Raw genomic sequence first — 17,534 nt, forward strand, 5'->3', positions numbered from 1 at the left:
TGCATCGTTCTATTTGATTGAAAGACGAATTGCATTCAGTCGATCAGTTATGTTGAAAAGACATTCCAAGCTGGGCCGAAACGAGTTGGAAGTGGCGTTTTGAAAGTCGTGATCCATCAGGGTTTTCACAAAACCGGAACAACGACGTTCCAAAGGACGCTTTCCAGGAATCAGCATATCCTGAAAGATCGCGTAAATGTGCTTTTGCCTCGGGATGTTCAGGATGCTGGTTTCTCAGCACGACGGTACTCTGTAGCGCCCAAAGATCGAACCCTGCTTAACTTTGGAAAAAAGCTTCGGAGCGCACTTAAGCCCTATATAGGCCAAACTGAAAAACCATTGTTAATCAGCAATGAAGAGTTTGCCGGTTTGATTCCAGGGCGCAAAGGTGTGTGGTCCTATGCCCATACCCACATTCTTGCGGAGGTCCTGTTGGATGAAGTTTTCCGGCTTACAGAGGGGCAAATTCATATAACGCTATTATATACGACCAGAAACGCTGCCGAATGGATTCGAAGTACTTTTTGGCAGAACCTTCGTTCAAACCGAATCCGCTCAGATATCTCTGAATACAGCAATTCCCTGAAAAATGGAGCGGACCTCGACGCGGTGGTTGATCGTGTCAAGGCGTCAGTTTTGTCCCGTGCCGACATCGTATCTATCGATGTAACCGATCTAAATGACCGTTTGCTGCCACTCACCAAGGCACTTTCCATATTAGATGTGAGGTCGGATGACTTGGTTGCAATCAAAGACCAAAATGTTCAACCAGACGGAAGCGCGGAATACTTCCTGGAATTGAACCGATCAAGTATGACAGACGAAGAAGTCGCGGCGGCGAAACGTGCACATTTAGAGTATCTGAAGGCTTCGAAAAAACAACATGCCAAGCTGCCCGGCTTTGGATTTGATTAAGGTTTGTGTGTGCCGATCAAGCAATCAAGTTCGTGGCTGAGGCGAGATGCTATGAGGTGTGGAGCGCAGGCTTGCGCGACCGCAAATGCGTTTTTCCTAAGCTCGAAAATATCGCTCTCACTCAATTCACAAGCCGCTCGCATAGAGCGCACCAATCCGTCTGGGTAAGCCGGGTCATACAAAAGCGGATGATTGCTTTCGGGAAGCATGCTGCGAATGGCTGGCGTGTTCGCGCCGATGACGGGCAATCCAAATGTCTGGGCCAGCATAATCGTCCCGGATGATAAAACGTCGTCGTTAAAGGGAGCGAGGAAGAAATCCGATCCAGAAAACAGTGCCGGTACTTCGAGATCGGGAACTCTGTCCATGTTCAGCAGAACATTTACGCCGAAATGAGCAAACCTGTCCTCTATTTCTTTGCGTCCAGCGTCGTGAACTTTGCCACTGACCGTTGTCTGAAATAGCCGACCTTCTTTTTCCAGACCGCTGAGCGCGTCAGCGATCCGGGCAATGCCCTTGTTCTGTCGAAAAGCGCCAAAGAACAGGAAATTCCGCGTCTCGCCAATAATGGGCTGTCGTGCCAGTGTCGTCTCAGAAGCCTCATAGACCCCCAAGTAAGATGGGTGTGGGATCAAACGGATCTTGTCGGGGTTTACGCGGTACTCAAGACAGATGTGATCGGCAGCATAGTCTGTATGGACATGGATGACATCACTGAGATCGCAAATGTTTCGCCGCAGGTTTACGAAGCTGCCAAAGCTGGCTCCGGGTCGATGGGGGCGCGCATTGTGAACTGAAAACAGGATCGGAATGCCAAGGTCCTTGATCTTTTTAAGCGTATTCAGAATTGCATTATTTTTTTGCTCCTGATCGGCCTGGTCTTGCCACCTATCCAGGTGGAAGATCAGGTCATCCCAATGAAGATGCACGGCTGCGAATTGACCTGATTTTGCCTGTTTGATAATCCGCCGAAAGTTACGTTTTCCAGGCAGAACGGTGTAATTTGAGACCCCGGGCCAATACATCATCCGTTGGTAAGGATTGCTTTCGCCATAGGGTAGATTGAGAATGCTGACCTTGTGGCGACCGTCTGTTTTAAGCTCAGCGGCCGATGCATCCAAGAGAGCAGTAGGTATTTGTTCGCTCATGCGCCTACGTGTCCGACCAGACAGATAGAATGGCGCGTGCACTTAAGGCCTTTAAGGTTGTCATCCACACTTCCCCAGCTTTAGTACGCCCCGCAAAGGTTTAGCTCCACCAACGGCTATATACAGTGCTTTGGATGCTGCTCTATGATGCGTTAGTCCGCTCGCATCTAGTATGATCCGAAGCGGATGATTGCAATCGCGTCGCAAATAATGTGAGTTTGTGCCCCCGGATAGTCGCAGCTAATTCGTGCAAGAATCCAGGATGTTTGCAATCGGAGCGTTGGATAGGTGCGTTCCCTTATAGTTAATGAGTGTCTGGCTGGGTATAATCTATCCATGTTTATCTACATCCCATCAAGCATCAGCGGCCTGATCGCCATGATCCTGGTTGTCGTGATCATCGGCCTGTGTGCGTCAACCGTATGAAAGAGCAAGAAATCCGAGATCGCATCCTGTCATCCGTCGCGATGCTGACCGAGCAAGAGATTCCAGCTAGGTGCGTGGGGCAGGGGCTACGCTTTGAAATCGACGGAAACGCAGTAGTGCCAGCATTCCAGCTCGATGCAGACCAGAGCCGAATTCTGCCAGTCTTGACCAAGATCCTGAAACTGCGACCGCATGACTGGAGTGACCTGCGGGTATTGGAATGGATGACACGGCCACACCTCGATTTTGGATGTGCCCCATGCGATGCCCTGGTCAACCAGCCAGACGAAGTTCTGGGTGCATTCAAACGAGCCATAGAGCCGCCAGCACACGGTTAGCTGTCACAGACACCGGCAACGAATTACCTGACGCCAATGGGCATCGAATGTGCTACTGTCACCGACATGAATGGTGATTTTGATATCTCTAAACGGCCTGCCCAGAAAGCTGTTCAAAGAGCGGCCGATGAAGCACGTCTGAAAAATGGTGAGATTTCAGCTGAAGATCTCCAGGCTGAAAACAGCCATGGCATGAGTAAGTTATTCAGGGGAGCCAGTTGGGAAGAGAGAATGCCTGATGGCTCGATCAGGCGGATCAAGCCGTGATCAAATGAAAAGCCCCGCTCTGGCGGGGCTGTTTTGTCTTCAGAAGCTTGGAGCGAGTTGTTGCCGTTGTTCCATGCGCTCAACGGCATCATCTAGTAACTGCAAACAAACAGTCGTCTCCTAGTCACCAACAATGCCCTGTCAGCCGCCCTCGATGATCGCAACGTGACGAGATTCCCTGGTGAAATCGTCTGCTGCGCATGTGTATGCCTCCAGAGCCGCCTTGGCCTCATCAACTGTCAGGGCTTGTCATGGATCATTACTGGATAATTCCGCGTCTCGATTTGACTCGATCACCAGGCCGCGTTCAATGCGGTTCATGACCTCATCGACATCTTGGCCATCAAAAACTACTGAAAGCATCTCACGTGCCTCGGCGAAATTCTGAAATGAATACTCAGCGCGGTTTGTGACCTGCGGCAGAGCCGGAACGATCTCAGTTGAGTTCTCATCGTCAACCAATTGGCGCAGCCTAAGTGTTTCCTCAAATGCCTGCTCAAGTGCCATTTTACTCATCTGACTATCCTCTTGTTATCTAGTCAGATTAGATGTGCGCTGATGCTTGCAAAAAAGAAAAAGTCAGTCGTCTTTTGTCGGGCCATCATGGTCGATGCCCATCGACTTCAGATACTCGTGCTCCTCAGGCGTGACGCTTTTCTTGCAGGCTAGTGTGGCGATCTTCTCGATTTCAGCTTTAGTCAGTGAGGCCCGATTTAAGTTAGTTTTTTCAGCCATCTTCTAGAAATGGCGCGAAGTCAGAATCCGGCTGCGAGCAATGATCAACTGGCGGCTAAGGAGGTTTGATACCCATGCCAACTCATCCTCTGTTGCCTCACTGACCATGTTTTCCAAAGCTTCCAGCGCAGCAGGAGACAGTAAGCTAGCCAGTTTTTCGGCCACCGCGGCCGAGGTGCTGTCTGTCATCCTGATCATCGGTCATGATATTGGTGCTCTTGTATAGGTGCCATGGCTAACCGCCGTCAAAGCTGGCACTCGCTGATTCTGCCACTCCAAAATCCACTCCTTGGAGCGGAACCGTGCGCACCCATTCCGATACTGGGTAAAAGTCGGTCTGGAATTGGATCAGACCGCGTATCCCCATGGAGGTCACTTGGCCTGCACGTTTTTTTACGCCGTCGTCAAGTTCGTTGAAGAGTACCGTCTCGGTAACTGGGTTTGGCGTGATCGTGGATGGCCCGAAATACCAGAGTGTTGCACCCAGTACGGTTGTGCAAACGCCCAGCTGAACTTTCCTGTTTGCTTTGAAACACTTGCTGGCCAACCAACTGGTCTTCGTAATGTGGAACAACGCCCCAATGATTGAAAATGTGAAAGCTACGAATGGAACAAAGGCAATTCGGACGGCGAGATCGCCAACGTTCTGGTGGCGACCTCCGGCCTCGAAGGTTTCGACAGGGGCTAAGAACTTATCCGCTTCCTTATCGACGATAGCCTGTACCCACGGCTCATACACTTGCGCCTTGAATTGCTTGGGGTTCAGATCCAATGCCAAAGGTATACTGGGCACCATGCCGATCTCTTTTCGCCACTTGGACTGGACCGCGTCACTATTGAAGAATTGTGCCTGCGGCAGGCCGGGTTTCACATAAATACCTGCCTCATTAATCATGCGATAACGGTACTGCTGTTCCGCCTCGTCTTCGATCTTCTCACGTATCACCCGATTAAAGGTTTTTTGATCGCCTGGGTTCCAGTCGTAAGGCACCCATATGCCTTTGTTCTGGACTTTCCTGCGGGCTTCAGCGTGGTACTTTCGTGGCAGATTCCAAGGGTTGTAGTGCTTTCCCAAGGCTCTTCGATATTCCCACCAAGCGTCGTGCTGTTCTTGGGGAATTCTATTTACAGCCTGAAAGTAGCGATGAGAACCTTCGGCGTAGGCATTCCACCCTTCCTTGATAGCAACTTCACTCTCTAAATAGACGTCTTCAAACATTTCCTTGAAATTTGGCATCTGGCCAACGACCTTCGCCCGAATGAGGGCCCGTACTTCGTGTTCGGTTTTGTCTTCTACGTTCTCAGTGTAAAGGGCCATGGCTGGAAACATGGCCATAAAAGTTTTGAATTCCGGACTGTCCCGGTTCATTTGCTCCAAGTTCATACCCGCTAGGGTGGCATCGTCCGCGTGTACTGCTTCGGTCGCCAGAACCAGCATGGAAGCTGCCCGTTTCTGGGCAGGTGTGGCACTTTCTGAAATAACGTGAAGTATACGCTCCTGGATGAAGTATGACGCTGCAAAACATGCGCCGGCAACCAGTGTCATGGCAAGAAGTGAGTCCCGCATACTTCTGTTTGCCTTGATGGCTAGAGACCAGAACCCAAGCGTCAGCGCACATCCGGAAATTAAGCGGCCCCACAGCTCGATTTGATCAATGTCGTGCGAATCGACGGTTGTCCCGATGACATCAAGAAGACGCGCGTTAAACGCAAGTTCGAATGCCAGATAGGTTGCTGTCAAAACAAAGAGTAAAAGAGCCTTTTTTTGCTCTCCGATGCCGTCAGCATTGGCTCCGGCTCTGCTGAGCCGTTCGGCTTCCCAACGCGCTGCTCTGTCTTGAAATGCAGATAAAGAAACCCTCGCACCCAAACGATCCAAAACCTCGGGCGAAATGCTGCTGTCGTATCGGCTCATTCTGGATCGCGCGTTTCGATGAGAGCCGAGGATGCCTCACTGTGGTTCATCTGCATCTCGATATCTGAGATTTTCATTGTCAGCCTCGAAGGTGTTCAAATTTACTCTGAGTTCTATCAATAGGTGTACTAATAATGAAAGAGATTTCATGCAACATCAGTTGCTTGATGCGTAAATAGGGTTAAAGAATGAGCGACCGCTTACAGGGTGATGACTTATCAGGGGTTGAGTCAACGCAAGAACAGAATGTCGATGGCAATGGTGAGCTGGCGCATGATGAAGGGGTTCCGGTCTCCTCGACATCTGATTCTGAAGAACCAGTTGAAGTTGATAGCTGCCTGGATGCTCACCGTGCATGCGCGGCGACAGATAAACTATCTAAATCTGAGAACGAGACCGTTCATCCCGTTGCCGACGAAGTGTCTGGCATTCTCGAAAAAGCAGTCGTTTCCACTTTGAATTACCTGGGCGAAAGTGACGATGACGTTTTGGCTGCCAATACAATTGTCGAGGCTGTTGATATCCCCACTATGGTGACAGCAACAAAAGTGTGGTCGCCTCTGATTGGTGATGACGCCTTCTCAAAGACTGACACTTATAGTGATCGTGGCGATGCCGAGAAGGTCCTTAAGGCGTTCAGAGCTGAGTGCGAAAAGCAGCCTTGGATTGAAGCCAATGTGCAGGATCCTTGCGAATGCGGCTGTGAGACTGTCATTCATTCTAAAGGTGTCAATTATAAGAAAACGTGCTCTACCTGTAATGGCACGAAGACTGTAAGGTGTTCCAAGTGTGGCGAGACAGGTCAGCGTTCCTGTGGCTCCTGCGGTCGCACGGGCAAGCGCACTTGCACTGCCCACAATTGCCACTTGGGCAAGCAGCGTTGTTGGAAATGTCACGGCAATGGCCAGGTCCATGTTTCCAATGGTCAGCAAAGTGGTTACCAGCGGTGCAATACCTGTTCCGGTCTCGGTAACCTGGGAAATTGCATGACCTGCTGGGGTTCGGGCCGTGTGGATTGCGGAACCTGTCAGGCTTCGGGCTTTGTCACCTGTGCGTCTTGCCGAGGTCGTGGTCGAATTCTATGTGGGCCATGCGACGCAACAGGCAAGACCACGCACGGCCTGTCCATAAAGGCAACAATGAACTCTACGGTTGAAGTTCCTGAAATATCTGGATTCAACGATCAGGAAATTGAAGTTCTCTTGCGCCAGGAAGGCCGCGTTGTAGACCGGCTGTCGATTGAGAAGAATGAGAGCCGAGGCATTGTGAAATTCAGTACGTGTTCGTGTGTTGCGACTAAGGAGGGGAGCAACATTCAAGTGAGAGGTCTTGGCAAGGAGGCTCCTATGGCTTTTTCCTTTGCCACGCGGGAGTACTTGTCCAAGACAATTGTGCCAAAGATTGCATCGGGCAACTTGATCAATTTAAAAGAAACCCTTGCTGGAATGGATTTTCTGGCCGTCGCTTCAAAAGGTAAACAAGTAGATGGCGCCCGGTGGACTTTGGATGGTGTCCTTGGTGACGTTAGCGGCGCTGTAGAAGGGCTGGCTGAGCGGCTGGAAAAAGTCTTAAACAAAGGCCAGAAGGCCTTGCGCTGGAAGTTCATGGGGCTTTCATTCGCGTTGGGAGGAGCTTCGCTTCTGCCCCATGTACTCGGGGTTCCTAAACCTGTCGCGCCAACTGTCGTGCAACTCTTGCTGACGCTGTCTGTAGTAACTCCGTTTATTGGATATTCGATTGCCAAAAAACGACGCAGCAAGCTTGTTTTGAGTGAATTGGGAATGGACGCGGATTTTGTTTTGCCCGTGTCATTTTGGAAATACGCAATCGGTGGTCTGGGTCTCGCGGCATTGGGGTTCGCATTTGCCGTCGCTTGGACACCAGTTTTTGGGGGTGAATTGTCGTGCATTGCCAGCGTGACACCTGAGCAGTGTATGCAAGCCTTGGCCTATGTCTCAGCCGTCGGGCTGGGGTTGTAGGAAACGATATCCGGAGAAAAAGGGCGCACTAATGCGCCTTTTTCATTCGATCAGTTGCTATTCGCCGGACATCTGAGCCGTCGATTGACGTCAATCAATCAAGTTTATTTCGACATCAGACGTTTCTTCCTCTTCAACTGCCGTCACACTTCGCTTGGTAGTGTCAATCTTTTGTGCTGGCGGAAGGTAATTGGGCTGAGGTTTGGCGGCGGGTGTTGCCACGGCAGCTGTCCGTCGGTAAACGGGTTGTGGCTTGTCTGCCGGGGCCGCTTGTTCTTGGGGAATAACACCTGAGAGCATCTCGCCGACGGTGAGGTCAAAGTTCCCCGTGCGGCGGAATTCTTCAATTTTTTGGTTAGTAACTTCTTCAGAGCATGCCGATATCAGAGTTGCGATAGTAAGCGCTGCGCCCGGAATGGTTTTGCCTTTAGTAGTCAATTTCTGAGCTCCTTAGGGGGTGCTGTTATTGCAAGAGTTGTTGGGACCTGTCGTGTGAGGAACAAATCTACTGATGTTCGATTTGAAGCCAGAACGCTTGGCAAACTGCTAACAGATGCACAGTAAGTCTTTGTGTTCGTCATCAAATCATTTTTTTGGATGATGCTTCAGTGGATATCAACGGCAGAGATCGTTCGTGCCTAGACAGCGCAATGATCACAAATGTTTAATAGTGTTCGCCGAACCTGTTTTATCAATTCTAGGAGCGTATTCGTTGTCCAAGAGGATGCGCGGTATTCAATTTTGTCACTATTTGTATTCTGTTCTTCTTTGAACAATTATGTAGCCTATTGTGATTATTGTCTCTTAGAAGCACAATCTCAAGTGGAAACAAACACCACAAGGAAAGTTTCGTAAACTATCTGTTTCGTTTCTAGAAAGCCGTGGTTCTGTCCCACGATCCGATCCTGTAGTGGGCAGCAAGACGTTGAGTTTGGTTGGGAGCCAAAAGTTGCAACAAGTGAGAACGTATTCCACTGACGAAGTCTTGGATCCTCATCTGAACGATCCCGAAACTGCGTTGTACTATCTGATGCACTTCTTCGAAGAGAGCAGCCCGGACGATCAGCTTGAGTACGCAATCAAGAGAATTGCATCTGTCTTTGGTGAACAGGTGAACTTCGACCAGCCTGCTATTCAACAGAAGATTTCACAGCTTCGCACGGTTCAAGCGGATCACTTGACGCTTGAGATGATGGCGGAACTGATGGAGTTGGCCGGTTGCAAAGTTGATATGTGGCCTTCGGGCTAAGGATGGCTCGACCACTGGATTACCTCGTTGACGACGTGATCCTCGGATTTTTTGCGGCTTGCCTAATCTGGTTCGCATAAGGGGTTGCTTGCGATACGACGGACTCACATTGGCTGCGCAAGTTCATCGATCCAATCGGAGAACTGTTTTTCCGATACATCCCCCGATGCCAGATCTTCCATCATCCTGAACCTTGAACAGGATCTGGACGAAACGAAAGCCCGTTCAGACGCAGAAAAGTGGCTGCTGTCACAAATGCAATACGTTTGTTGCCGTCCACAAAGGCAGGTGCTTTGGCGATGCCAAACGCGTAGGCTGCCGCGATTTCTGGAAGGCCTGCATCTGTGTAAGCAGCGAAGTTCATCGCCCGAGCACAACCCATTTCCAGAAGAGCGGCATCTCGTAGTCCAGGCGCCCCACCGTGTCGGGCAATTTGTCTGTCATGGATAACGATAATTGCGCCTAACGGAACCCAAACAAGTTCCTTCACGCAAGGGCCTTCAGAAGATCACGGTTTTCATCCATAACGATCTCTGCCGCGGCAAGTGCTTCGGCCACCGAGGGATCATGTGCCATAACCTTCAAAGCGCCATCATCACTGCACACCACGAATAGGCTATCGCCTTCCTTGATATCCAATATGGTCAGCATCTCTGTGGTCAATGTCATGACCGCAGAGTTTCCAACTTTACGAATTTTGCTTTCAATCATGGCGGACTCTTGCGTGTATCCAGATGTATATACTTAACGGGATGTGTCGCAAATTTTAGGGTCAGATTGACTGGGCAGCCTGTTCTGGCATTTGTTTCGCGCAAAAAATTTACTGACAGGTCTTAGTATGATCTCTTTGAAAGGCTGCCATTTCCCCAAGGATGCGGTTCTGTATGCCGTGTATTTCTATCTGCGGTACACAGTGTCCTATCGTGATTTGGAAGAGATCATGGCCGAACGTGGTGTCCGCATTGACCACGCCACCTTGAGCAGATGGGTAACGAAGTACTCGCCACTGATCGCAGCGCGAGCGCAATCAAAGAGACGGCCAACGCTGAAATCTTGGCGTATGGATGAAACCTACATACGGGTTTGCGGCAAATGGATGTATCTTTATCGAGCAGTCGACAAAGCAGGAAACACCCTTGATTTCATGCTGTCTGAGAGAAGGAACTGTCCGGCAGCCACCAGGTTCTTCGCCAAAGCGCTGTCCACAATTGGGATTCCAGAAAAGATCGTGATCGACAAGAGTGGAGCCAACGCGGCAGGTATTCGGGAAATAAATAAGATCCTGAGGCGGTTTGGCTGTCCAGCCAAATTACAAACGATCAAGTCCAAGATTTTGAACAACATGGTCGAACAGGATCAACGGTTCATAAAGCGGCGTGTTCGTCACATGTGTGGCTTCAAGTCTTTCGCATCTGCCTCCGCTACTTTAGACGGCATCGAGGTTGCGAACATGATCCGCAAGCGCCAATTCTCTGACTCTACGAATTCCGGCTTTCAGCAATTTACCCAACTTGCAGGATAAGTGTGACCCGCGAGAGGTCGACTATAACCCCTTCAAAAGTTTGCGACACAGTCTATGGTTTGTACGTCGATCACGACATGATCGGCAATATCGTCAACAGCGGTACAGTGAATGTGCAAGGCAACGGTTTTACCGACGCGACAGTCGGAGGCTTTTATATCAATGGTGACCTGGCCGGTAACTTCAGCAATTCTGGTTCGATAGCTACAGTTGCGACGGATCAGACGGACGACGCGGTGGCGTATGGTCTTTATGTTGACGAAGATTTGACGGGCAACACTTCCAACTCCGGCTCAATTGCATCTAACGCGACCGCCGCGAACCTGGGACTGGATACAGATACGCAAGCAGCGCTTGCAGGCGCTGCAGGGTTCTACATCGACGAAGACTTTGACGGAAACTTCTCGAATTCAGGATCGATTTCAACTGTATCAGTTGCTGATAATGGCGCATCCAATGCTCTTGGACAGGCCTATGCAGACGGGCTTGTCGTGAACGGAGAGATGACCGGGAACATCTCCAACAGCGGAACGATCAGCGTCTCTGCCGAGAGCGAATTCACGGTTGGAGCATCGGGTTTTCATATCGACGACAATTTGGATGGGGACTTCTCGAACTCAGGCTCGATTGCGGTCAATGTGATTCTAGACGGAGGCGAGGTTGAGGCCTGGGGGCTGTATGTCGGCGAGGACGCGACTGGCGATGTCGATACCTCAGGAAACACCAGAGTATCTGTAATGCAAAACGGCGGACCGTCTGGCAATGCCAAAGGCATCCATATCGAAGGGGACCTAAATGGCGCTGTTGAGAATTCCGGCACAGTGGTGACAAGTTTTACCGGCACGGCAGATTCTGCAAGTGCACAAGGGATCGTAATCCTCGGAGACTTGGGTGCAGGCAGTGGTATCCGTAACTCAGGGTCGATCATTTCTCGCGCCGAGAGTGAAGGCGGTTCTTTTGCTGGCGCAACGGGAATGCTCATACGTCGCGCAGCCAACGCCGACATTGAAAACGCCAGCATCATCAACGCAACTGTCACGGGTAGCCGGATCAGCACCGCAACAGCAACCGGTATCAATATCAGTGGCGGGATGACCGGGACTTTGCCCAACAGCGGAACAATTTCAGCTGCAGTTGACGGCGCATCATCCGCTGTTGTCAACGGTGTATCGTTGGCCGGCGGTTTGGTCGGCGATCTGCTAAATTCAGGCACAGTAAGCGTTTCGGTACAAGGCATTGATGGTGACGGAGGAGGAAGTGCTCTGGCGGTGTACGCTAGCGCAATGACCGGAAATATCGAAAACTCTGGGACGCTGGTCGCAATTGCCAGAGGTGACGGCTCGTTCATGAGCGCGGCTGGCATTAACATTCGCAATACGCTTGACGGGAATTTCAACAACAACGGCACAATCAGCGTTCTCGCAGATAATGCGCGAACCGGATCGGCATCTACTGTCGCAATCGGCATTTACATTGGCGACACATCCGGTGTTGTTACCAACAGTGGCTCGATCACCGCAACTGCGATCGGCGTCGGGGCGGAAGCCTACGGTATCAAGATCGACAATTTCGACGGCGTGATCACCGATGTTGGCACGATCTCGGCCAAATCAGAGGGCGGTGATGCCTATGCCATCTATCTGGGCAGCGGCACCGGGACACTGAATGTCGATACCGAAGACAATGTGACCGGCACCATGCGGGTCGAAGATCATAACGTGAATCTGGACGCACGTGGCGGCAGCAGCGTGTTCTTCTTCGAGGGCGCCGCGACTGCTGCCGGGACGTTTACAACCACCGTGTCGGATGGTCGCTCGGCGTGGTATGTCCAAGACGAAGGCGGCTCCAACCCGATCTACGCCAGTGTGGACTCTGTAGATGTGTTTACGCCAGGCAATATCATTGCTTCGTATGGTGGGCTAGTTGGAAGTGCCGGGCGGGTCTTGAGCTACAGCACTCCGGGGCAGGTCGCGCGTGGTTTTGCATTCAGCGAGAATGTTGTGAACAGGTTCCGCCCCTATGCGCTTGTTGATGTGCAATCGAAACAGTTCGAGCAACCCGGGGGATCCGATACCAATCTGAACTTGCTCAATGGCAGCTTCGGTGTCTCTGGCCAATTTGAGAATGGGTGGGCCTTAGCCGTGGGTATAGGTGTATTCACCGCAGATGGAGACAGCGACACGACGTCTTTCGAAACCAACGCTGTCTACCTGAACGCTGCGGTTGGCAGACAGTTTGGCGATTACACGGTTGAAGCAGATATTGGCATCGGGTTCCTGTCGAATGACAAAGCCTGTGAAATTTCGGGCAGCCCGGACGCTAAGGGTGATTATGACTCGACCCTCTATACAGCGGGCTTGAACGTCGAACGGCCATTCAACCTGCAGAGCAACTTCGACCTGCTGGGATTTGGCAGCCTACGCTATACAAGGCAGGATGATGACCGCTATACCGAAACCAGCTCTCTGGCGAATGCTACGGTCGGGGAAGTGACACTGAGGTTTTCGAAGCGCGACTTGGGGTCGAGGTTGAGAAAGCCCTCGTCAAAGATGGTGCCCTGATAGGCAAGCTCAGCGGCGTTTTGCGGCGTGATCTCGGCGATTTATCAACTGATGTAACCGTTTTTTCGACAACGAATTCGCTGATCTTCCCGGGCACGGATTTCACCGGAGGCAGTGTGCTGATTGGCTATGAAAAGGACTTTGCCACCGGCCCGTAACTGGAATTGAACGCAGAACAAGAGTTCGGCACCGATGCCCAAGGACCGTATTTCAATGCTGGTCTTAAATGGTCGTTTTGACCCGATAAAAAGCTGAAAAGAAAGTTTTTCGGGTACTTTTCGATGGGCTCTATTGCAAACTTTTGACTATTGACGCGCTCGAACGCAGACGGTGAATGATCGCCGGTGTATTCAGTCGGGAACCAGTTCATGATCTCTTTTAAAGGTGTGCAATATCCGGAGGACGTGATCCTGTTCGCCGTGTTCTTCTATGTTCGATACGGCGCGTCCTACCATGACCTTGAGGAGATCATGCGAGAGCAAGGTGTTTCGGTCGATCACACCACGCTGAACCGTTGGGTTGCTCGATACTCTGGCGCGATCGCTGAGTACGCGCGTCGCCGCAAAGGATCTTGCGACCGCTCTTGGAGAATGGACGAGACTTACATCAAGGTGAAAGGTGCGTGGGTCTATCTCTATCGAGCAGTCGATAAGTATGGCAGGACACTTGATTTCATGCTCTCGCAACGCCGAAACAAACCGGCCGCCACCAAGTTCTTCGCTCGGATGCTGGAAGTTAATAGGCTACTGCGGAAGATTGTCATCGACAAGAGCGGTGCTAACGCTGCTGGCATCAAGGCTATTAACAGAATGCTTAATGGCTTCGGCTGTCCGATCCCGATCGAGATGGTAAGGCGCAAGTATCTCAATAACGTCGTGGAACAGGATCATCGCTGCATCAAGCGGCGAACGCGCCCGATGCTTGGTTTCAAATCTTTCGTTTCTGCAGCTTCTACCTTGGATGGTATCGAGGTAGCGGGCATGATCCGCAAAGGCCAATTCAAACCCGGACGCTGCCCGCTTCGTCAATTTGCGGAACTGGCTGCTTAACCCGCCGGTTCTGCGGGATCTCTTCGTTCAGTCAGAAACTTCGCAACAAAACCACTTGTATTTGGGAAAAACACGTCAGTTCACGTTCCAAAGAGGAAGGCCGGGTTTTGGCCCGTGATTTGAGACAACAGCGGATCGTGCTACCTTGTGGTAAGGGAAAGCACACATGGAGATTGTGAAGCACTACCTAAACCTCTTCTGTCTCATCATCCTGTGTTTCCTGTCAGCAGACCGGTTGAACGGCCAGGTTGACGCGACAGACACAGCTAGGAACCGCGTGCTGCACACGGTGATTGAAGGGCCGATTGGTCCTGCAACCGTGCATCACATCGCGCGCGTGCTCGAATACGCGGGGAACCAGCCCACAACCGTGGTCGTGTTGCAGTTAAACACGCCTGGAGGGTTGGCGGATGCAACCCGCGAAATCATCTCGGAGATACTGGTGTCACCGGTTCCGGTGATTGCCTATGTCGCCCCGCCCGGTGCCCACGCCGCTAGCGCGGGCACCTTTATTATGTATGCCAGCCACATCGCCGCGATGGCGCCGGGAACGAATTTGGGTGCGGCCACGCCGGTTGCGATTGGTGGGTTGCCCGGGCAACCGCCCGGCGGGGCCGAGGACAAGGACACTGACGGGGACTCCGCCAATGACCCGCTGGCGCCAAGAGATGCGATGACCGCCAAGGTCACCAATGACTCGGCTGCCCTGATCCGCAGCTTGGCTGAAATGCACAACCGCAACGCGGACTGGGCCGAACGCGCGGTACGGCAGGCCGAAAGCTTGTCGGCGGCGCAAGCGCTGGAGCTCAATGTCATCGATCTGATGTCCCCTGACCTGACAACGCTGTTGCGTGACGTGGACGGGCGCAGCGTGACGATGGGCGACACCCGGCAAACACTGGAAGTGTCCGGCCTGCCGGTTGAACGGATCGAGATGGGGACGGTCACACGCATTCTCAGCGTTCTGTCCAATCCGAACGTGGCGTTGGTGCTGATGATGCTGGGCGTTTACGGTCTGATCTTCGAATTCTGGAACCCCGGTGCGATCGTGCCCGGCGTGGTCGGCGCGATCTGCCTGACGCTGGGTCTCTATGCGCTCAACCAGTTGCCGCTCGACTATGCCGGGCTGGCGCTGATCGGGCTGGGTATTGCCTTCATGGTGGCCGAGGCCGTTTCGCCCAGCTTCGGGGTGCTGGGACTGGGCGGGATTGTCGCCTTTTCTCTGGGCGCTGCGATGTTGGTGGACACGGATGTCGAAGCCTACCGCGTTTCATGGTGGTTGATCGGGGTCATGGCGCTGGTCAGCGTATCGGTTCTGGCCGTGCTTCTGGGATACACTGTCCACACCTACCGGCGGGCGCCGGTGTCGGGGTCGAACCTGATGCTGGGGGCGCAGGCTCGGGTGCTGGATTGGTCCGGTAGCGCCGGGTTCGTCTGGATCGAGGGTGAACGATGGCAAGCCAGGGGAATGACCGGCCTTCAGCCCGGGCAAGACGTGCGCGTTCTTGGGATCGATGGGCTTACCCTACGCGTTGGGCTTGCGACTGGTGAGAATTCAGAGGCTGGCAGAGGAGTTTGACCATGGAAGTTTTCCAGTTCGAATGGATCGCTTATCTCATCGCTTTGGTGCTGGTGATCCTGTTCCTGCAAGCAGCGATTTACATTTTTAGGGAGTATGAGCGTGGGGTTTTGTTTACGCTGGGGCGGTTCACACGGGTTTCGGGGCCGGGGTTTGTTCTGATCATTCCGGTGGTACAACAGCTTGTGCGCACTGACCTGCGCATGTTTGTCGAAGATGTGCCCAGCCAGGACGTGATTAGCCGCGACAATGTCTCGGTCAAGGTCAATGCAGTGATCTATTTCCGCATCGTGGACCCACAGCGTGCCATCATCAACGTGGCCGATTTCCGCGCCGCTGTAAGCCAGTTGGCGCAGACCACGTTGCGGTCGGTTCTTGGCAAACACGAACTGGACGAGATGCTGGCCGAACGCGACAAGCTCAACGTCGATATTCAGGAGATTCTGGACCGACAGACCGACGCCTGGGGCATCAAGGTGGCGAATGTCGAGATTAAGCATGTGGATATCGACGAAAGCATGGTCCGCGCCATTGCCAAACAGGCCGAGGCCGAACGCCTGCGCCGGGCGCGGGTCATCAATGCGCAAGGAGAGTTTCAGGCGGCGTCGAAACTGGTGGAAGCTGGCAAGCTTCTAGCGACCCAGCCAAACTCGATGCAGCTGCGCTATTTCAACGCCCTCAATGACATTGCCGCCGACGGTACAACGACGGTTGTGTTCCCGCTGCCCATCGATCTGCTTCCAAAAGCGCAAAAGAATGACGAATGAGGCGCATGTGACCACAGCGAATACCGGAGAAACGGCGATTGTCCTCGGGGGTACAGGGTTCCTCGGGCGCCGGGTGGTTCAGCAATTGCAGGGCAGGGGGTTCGCTGTCGGCGTCGCAACGCGATGTCCGGACAAGGGCGCCCGGTTTGGCAATGATCCGGACGGTGCGGTCCGTGTGGTGCATTGTGATTTGAAAAGCCCCGATACGGTGCAAAGCGCGTTGCAGGGCGCTACTGTAGTCGTCAATTGCATTGGCCTCTATGTTGAAACCCGAACGGACACCTTTCGGGATGTGCATGTAGGCGGAGCCCGGACGGTCGCCGAAACTGCGAGGTCAGTTGGTGCCCGCTGTCTGGTGCATATCTCGGGGATCGGAGCTGACCGAGCCTCTCCATCTGCCTATGTTCGCGCCCGTGCGGAAGGCGAAGATGAGGTCTGCCGCGCCTTTCCGGAGGCCACGATATTGCGACCCAGTGCCATGTTCAGTCGCAGCGGCGCGTTTTTCGGGGAGTTCGACGCAATTGTTCGGCGTATGCCTGTTCTTCCGTTATTCGGTGACGGCAGTGTTCGGTTGCAGCCGGTTTGTGTGGGCGATGTGGCCAAGGCGGTGGCCTCCGTTTCGGAAATTTCCGGGCCCCGCGGACGCCTTTATGAGCTGGGCGGGCCGGATGTGTTTACTTTCAGGGAAATCCTGCGCCGTTTGGCACAGCGCAGTGGCAAAAGGAAGTTTCTGTTGCCTGTGCCCTATCGATTCTGGTGGTTTCTAGCTGCAGCGATGGCGGTCTTGCCCAAGCCGCCCATCACACGAGCTCAGGTCGCGCTAATGCAGAGGGACAATGTGGTCGGTGACAAGTTCGCAAATTTCTCAGATCTTGGGATCAATCCGAGATCCGCAATTGCCCTGGGTCTGATCTGACCCAACCGCAGTGCTGGCTCTGTTGGCAGCACTAGACCGCGACCCTCAGCAAAGCTTCGGAGTTTCTTAGTATTCGAGTGAAGGGGGGCTTTTGGGGTTCGGGCTTAGGTGCTTGCCGGAGGGTTCGACTGGGCAAATGGCCTCGCGAAAGGGCAGTGCAACAGTTCA

The 17,534-nt window shown here is 52.7% G+C and carries 18 protein-coding genes; 10 read left to right on the forward strand and 8 right to left on the reverse strand.

Features of this window, described 5'->3' with window-relative positions; translation table 11 throughout:
- Nucleotides 1–99: 99 nt before the first annotated feature.
- The gene (locus ACR0KW_RS21915; protein WP_480806909.1) at nucleotides 100–915 is read left to right on the forward strand and encodes a hypothetical protein; all 816 of its coding nucleotides are present in this window, start codon (nucleotides 100–102) and stop codon (nucleotides 913–915) included.
- Here the strand turns inward: ACR0KW_RS21915 and ACR0KW_RS21920 are convergent.
- A complete protein-coding gene (locus ACR0KW_RS21920) occupies nucleotides 912–2,063 on the reverse strand; it encodes a glycosyltransferase family 4 protein (protein ID WP_480806910.1) in 1,152 nt (383 codons plus the stop codon). The genes ACR0KW_RS21915 and ACR0KW_RS21920 overlap by 4 nt on opposite strands.
- A gap of 800 nt (nucleotides 2,064–2,863) precedes the next feature.
- On the opposite strand from ACR0KW_RS21920, the gene ACR0KW_RS21925 reads away from it, so the two are divergent.
- Nucleotides 2,864–3,094, forward strand: coding sequence for a hypothetical protein (locus ACR0KW_RS21925; RefSeq protein ID WP_480806911.1), 231 nt, complete (start codon nucleotides 2,864–2,866; stop codon nucleotides 3,092–3,094).
- Between the two features lie 249 nt (nucleotides 3,095–3,343).
- Here the strand turns inward: ACR0KW_RS21925 and ACR0KW_RS21930 are convergent, their stop codons facing one another.
- From ACR0KW_RS21930 to ACR0KW_RS21945, 4 genes are all read right to left on the reverse strand, one after another.
- Entirely contained in the window at nucleotides 3,344–3,610 is a 267-nt protein-coding gene (locus ACR0KW_RS21930; RefSeq protein WP_480806912.1) for a hypothetical protein, read from the reverse strand.
- Between the two features lie 63 nt (nucleotides 3,611–3,673).
- Nucleotides 3,674–3,829, reverse strand: a complete 156-nt coding sequence (locus ACR0KW_RS21935) for a hypothetical protein (RefSeq protein WP_480806913.1) — start codon at nucleotides 3,827–3,829, stop codon at nucleotides 3,674–3,676.
- A gap of 3 nt (nucleotides 3,830–3,832) precedes the next feature.
- A complete protein-coding gene (locus tag ACR0KW_RS21940) occupies nucleotides 3,833–4,018 on the reverse strand; it encodes a hypothetical protein (RefSeq protein ID WP_480806914.1) in 186 nt (61 codons plus the stop codon).
- 46 nt (nucleotides 4,019–4,064) lie between these two features.
- Nucleotides 4,065–5,744 carry a hypothetical protein gene (locus ACR0KW_RS21945; protein ID WP_480806915.1) on the reverse strand — a complete coding sequence of 560 codons (1,680 nt, stop codon included), beginning with the start codon at nucleotides 5,742–5,744 and terminating at the stop codon, nucleotides 4,065–4,067.
- Nucleotides 5,745–5,932: 188 nt separating this feature from the next.
- On the opposite strand from ACR0KW_RS21945, the gene ACR0KW_RS21950 reads away from it, so the two are divergent.
- On the forward strand, nucleotides 5,933–7,723 hold the full coding sequence (locus ACR0KW_RS21950; RefSeq protein WP_480806916.1) for a UbiA prenyltransferase family protein: 1,791 nt from the start codon (nucleotides 5,933–5,935) through the stop codon (nucleotides 7,721–7,723).
- Between the two features lie 90 nt (nucleotides 7,724–7,813).
- Here the strand turns inward: ACR0KW_RS21950 and ACR0KW_RS21955 are convergent, their stop codons facing one another.
- Entirely contained in the window at nucleotides 7,814–8,161 is a 348-nt protein-coding gene (locus ACR0KW_RS21955) for a hypothetical protein (protein ID WP_480806917.1), read from the reverse strand.
- 547 nt (nucleotides 8,162–8,708) lie between these two features.
- Here ACR0KW_RS21955 and ACR0KW_RS21960 point away from each other — a divergent pair.
- Nucleotides 8,709–8,972 (forward strand): hypothetical protein, encoded by a 264-nt coding sequence (locus ACR0KW_RS21960; RefSeq protein ID WP_480806918.1) that lies wholly within the window; start codon nucleotides 8,709–8,711, stop codon nucleotides 8,970–8,972.
- 181 nt (nucleotides 8,973–9,153) lie between these two features.
- On the opposite strand, the gene ACR0KW_RS21965 is transcribed toward ACR0KW_RS21960, so the two are convergent.
- Nucleotides 9,154–9,462 (reverse strand): type II toxin-antitoxin system death-on-curing family toxin, encoded by a 309-nt coding sequence (locus tag ACR0KW_RS21965; RefSeq protein ID WP_480806919.1) that lies wholly within the window; start codon nucleotides 9,460–9,462, stop codon nucleotides 9,154–9,156.
- Nucleotides 9,459–9,683 (reverse strand): AbrB/MazE/SpoVT family DNA-binding domain-containing protein, encoded by a 225-nt coding sequence (locus ACR0KW_RS21970; protein WP_480806920.1) that lies wholly within the window; start codon nucleotides 9,681–9,683, stop codon nucleotides 9,459–9,461. The genes ACR0KW_RS21965 and ACR0KW_RS21970 overlap by 4 nt, the downstream gene beginning before the upstream one ends.
- 127 nt (nucleotides 9,684–9,810) lie before the next feature.
- On the opposite strand from ACR0KW_RS21970, the gene ACR0KW_RS21975 reads away from it, so the two are divergent.
- From ACR0KW_RS21975 to ACR0KW_RS22000, 6 genes are all read left to right on the forward strand, one after another.
- Nucleotides 9,811–10,494: an IS6 family transposase gene (locus ACR0KW_RS21975; protein ID WP_480806921.1), complete on the forward strand. Its 684-nt coding sequence runs from the start codon at nucleotides 9,811–9,813 to the stop codon at nucleotides 10,492–10,494.
- A 77-nt stretch (nucleotides 10,495–10,571) separates the two neighbouring features.
- Nucleotides 10,572–13,055, forward strand: coding sequence for a beta strand repeat-containing protein (locus ACR0KW_RS21980; RefSeq protein WP_480806922.1), 2,484 nt, complete (start codon nucleotides 10,572–10,574; stop codon nucleotides 13,053–13,055).
- A 368-nt stretch (nucleotides 13,056–13,423) separates the two neighbouring features.
- Entirely contained in the window at nucleotides 13,424–14,104 is a 681-nt protein-coding gene (locus tag ACR0KW_RS21985; RefSeq protein ID WP_480806923.1) for an IS6 family transposase, read from the forward strand.
- A 166-nt stretch (nucleotides 14,105–14,270) separates the two neighbouring features.
- The gene (locus tag ACR0KW_RS21990; RefSeq protein ID WP_480806924.1) at nucleotides 14,271–15,683 is read left to right on the forward strand and encodes an NfeD family protein; all 1,413 of its coding nucleotides are present in this window, start codon (nucleotides 14,271–14,273) and stop codon (nucleotides 15,681–15,683) included.
- Between the two features lie 2 nt (nucleotides 15,684–15,685).
- The gene (locus ACR0KW_RS21995) at nucleotides 15,686–16,450 is read left to right on the forward strand and encodes a slipin family protein (protein ID WP_480806925.1); all 765 of its coding nucleotides are present in this window, start codon (nucleotides 15,686–15,688) and stop codon (nucleotides 16,448–16,450) included.
- Between the two features lie 7 nt (nucleotides 16,451–16,457).
- A complete protein-coding gene (locus tag ACR0KW_RS22000) occupies nucleotides 16,458–17,366 on the forward strand; it encodes a complex I NDUFA9 subunit family protein (RefSeq protein ID WP_480806926.1) in 909 nt (302 codons plus the stop codon).
- Nucleotides 17,367–17,534 lie beyond the last annotated feature (168 nt).

The sequence above is a fragment of the Ruegeria sp. CG11 genome (assembly GCF_056537245.1).

Coding starts and splice junctions, on each gene's coding strand:
- ACR0KW_RS21920 (WP_480806910.1), bottom strand. CDS start 2,063: ATGAGCGAACAAATACCTACTGCTCTCTTGGATGCATCGGCCGCTGAG.
- ACR0KW_RS21925 (WP_480806911.1), top strand. CDS start 2,864: ATGGGCATCGAATGTGCTACTGTCACCGACATGAATGGTGATTTTGAT.
- ACR0KW_RS21930 (WP_480806912.1), bottom strand. CDS start 3,610: ATGAGTAAAATGGCACTTGAGCAGGCATTTGAGGAAACACTTAGGCTG.
- ACR0KW_RS21935 (WP_480806913.1), bottom strand. CDS start 3,829: ATGGCTGAAAAAACTAACTTAAATCGGGCCTCACTGACTAAAGCTGAA.
- ACR0KW_RS21940 (WP_480806914.1), bottom strand. CDS start 4,018: ATGACAGACAGCACCTCGGCCGCGGTGGCCGAAAAACTGGCTAGCTTA.
- ACR0KW_RS21945 (WP_480806915.1), bottom strand. CDS start 5,744: ATGAGCCGATACGACAGCAGCATTTCGCCCGAGGTTTTGGATCGTTTG.
- ACR0KW_RS21950 (WP_480806916.1), top strand. CDS start 5,933: ATGAGCGACCGCTTACAGGGTGATGACTTATCAGGGGTTGAGTCAACG.
- ACR0KW_RS21970 (WP_480806920.1), bottom strand. CDS start 9,683: ATGATTGAAAGCAAAATTCGTAAAGTTGGAAACTCTGCGGTCATGACA.
- ACR0KW_RS21975 (WP_480806921.1), top strand. CDS start 9,811: ATGATCTCTTTGAAAGGCTGCCATTTCCCCAAGGATGCGGTTCTGTAT.
- ACR0KW_RS21980 (WP_480806922.1), top strand. CDS start 10,572: ATGATCGGCAATATCGTCAACAGCGGTACAGTGAATGTGCAAGGCAAC.
- ACR0KW_RS21985 (WP_480806923.1), top strand. CDS start 13,424: ATGATCTCTTTTAAAGGTGTGCAATATCCGGAGGACGTGATCCTGTTC.
- ACR0KW_RS21990 (WP_480806924.1), top strand. CDS start 14,271: ATGGAGATTGTGAAGCACTACCTAAACCTCTTCTGTCTCATCATCCTG.
- ACR0KW_RS21995 (WP_480806925.1), top strand. CDS start 15,686: ATGGAAGTTTTCCAGTTCGAATGGATCGCTTATCTCATCGCTTTGGTG.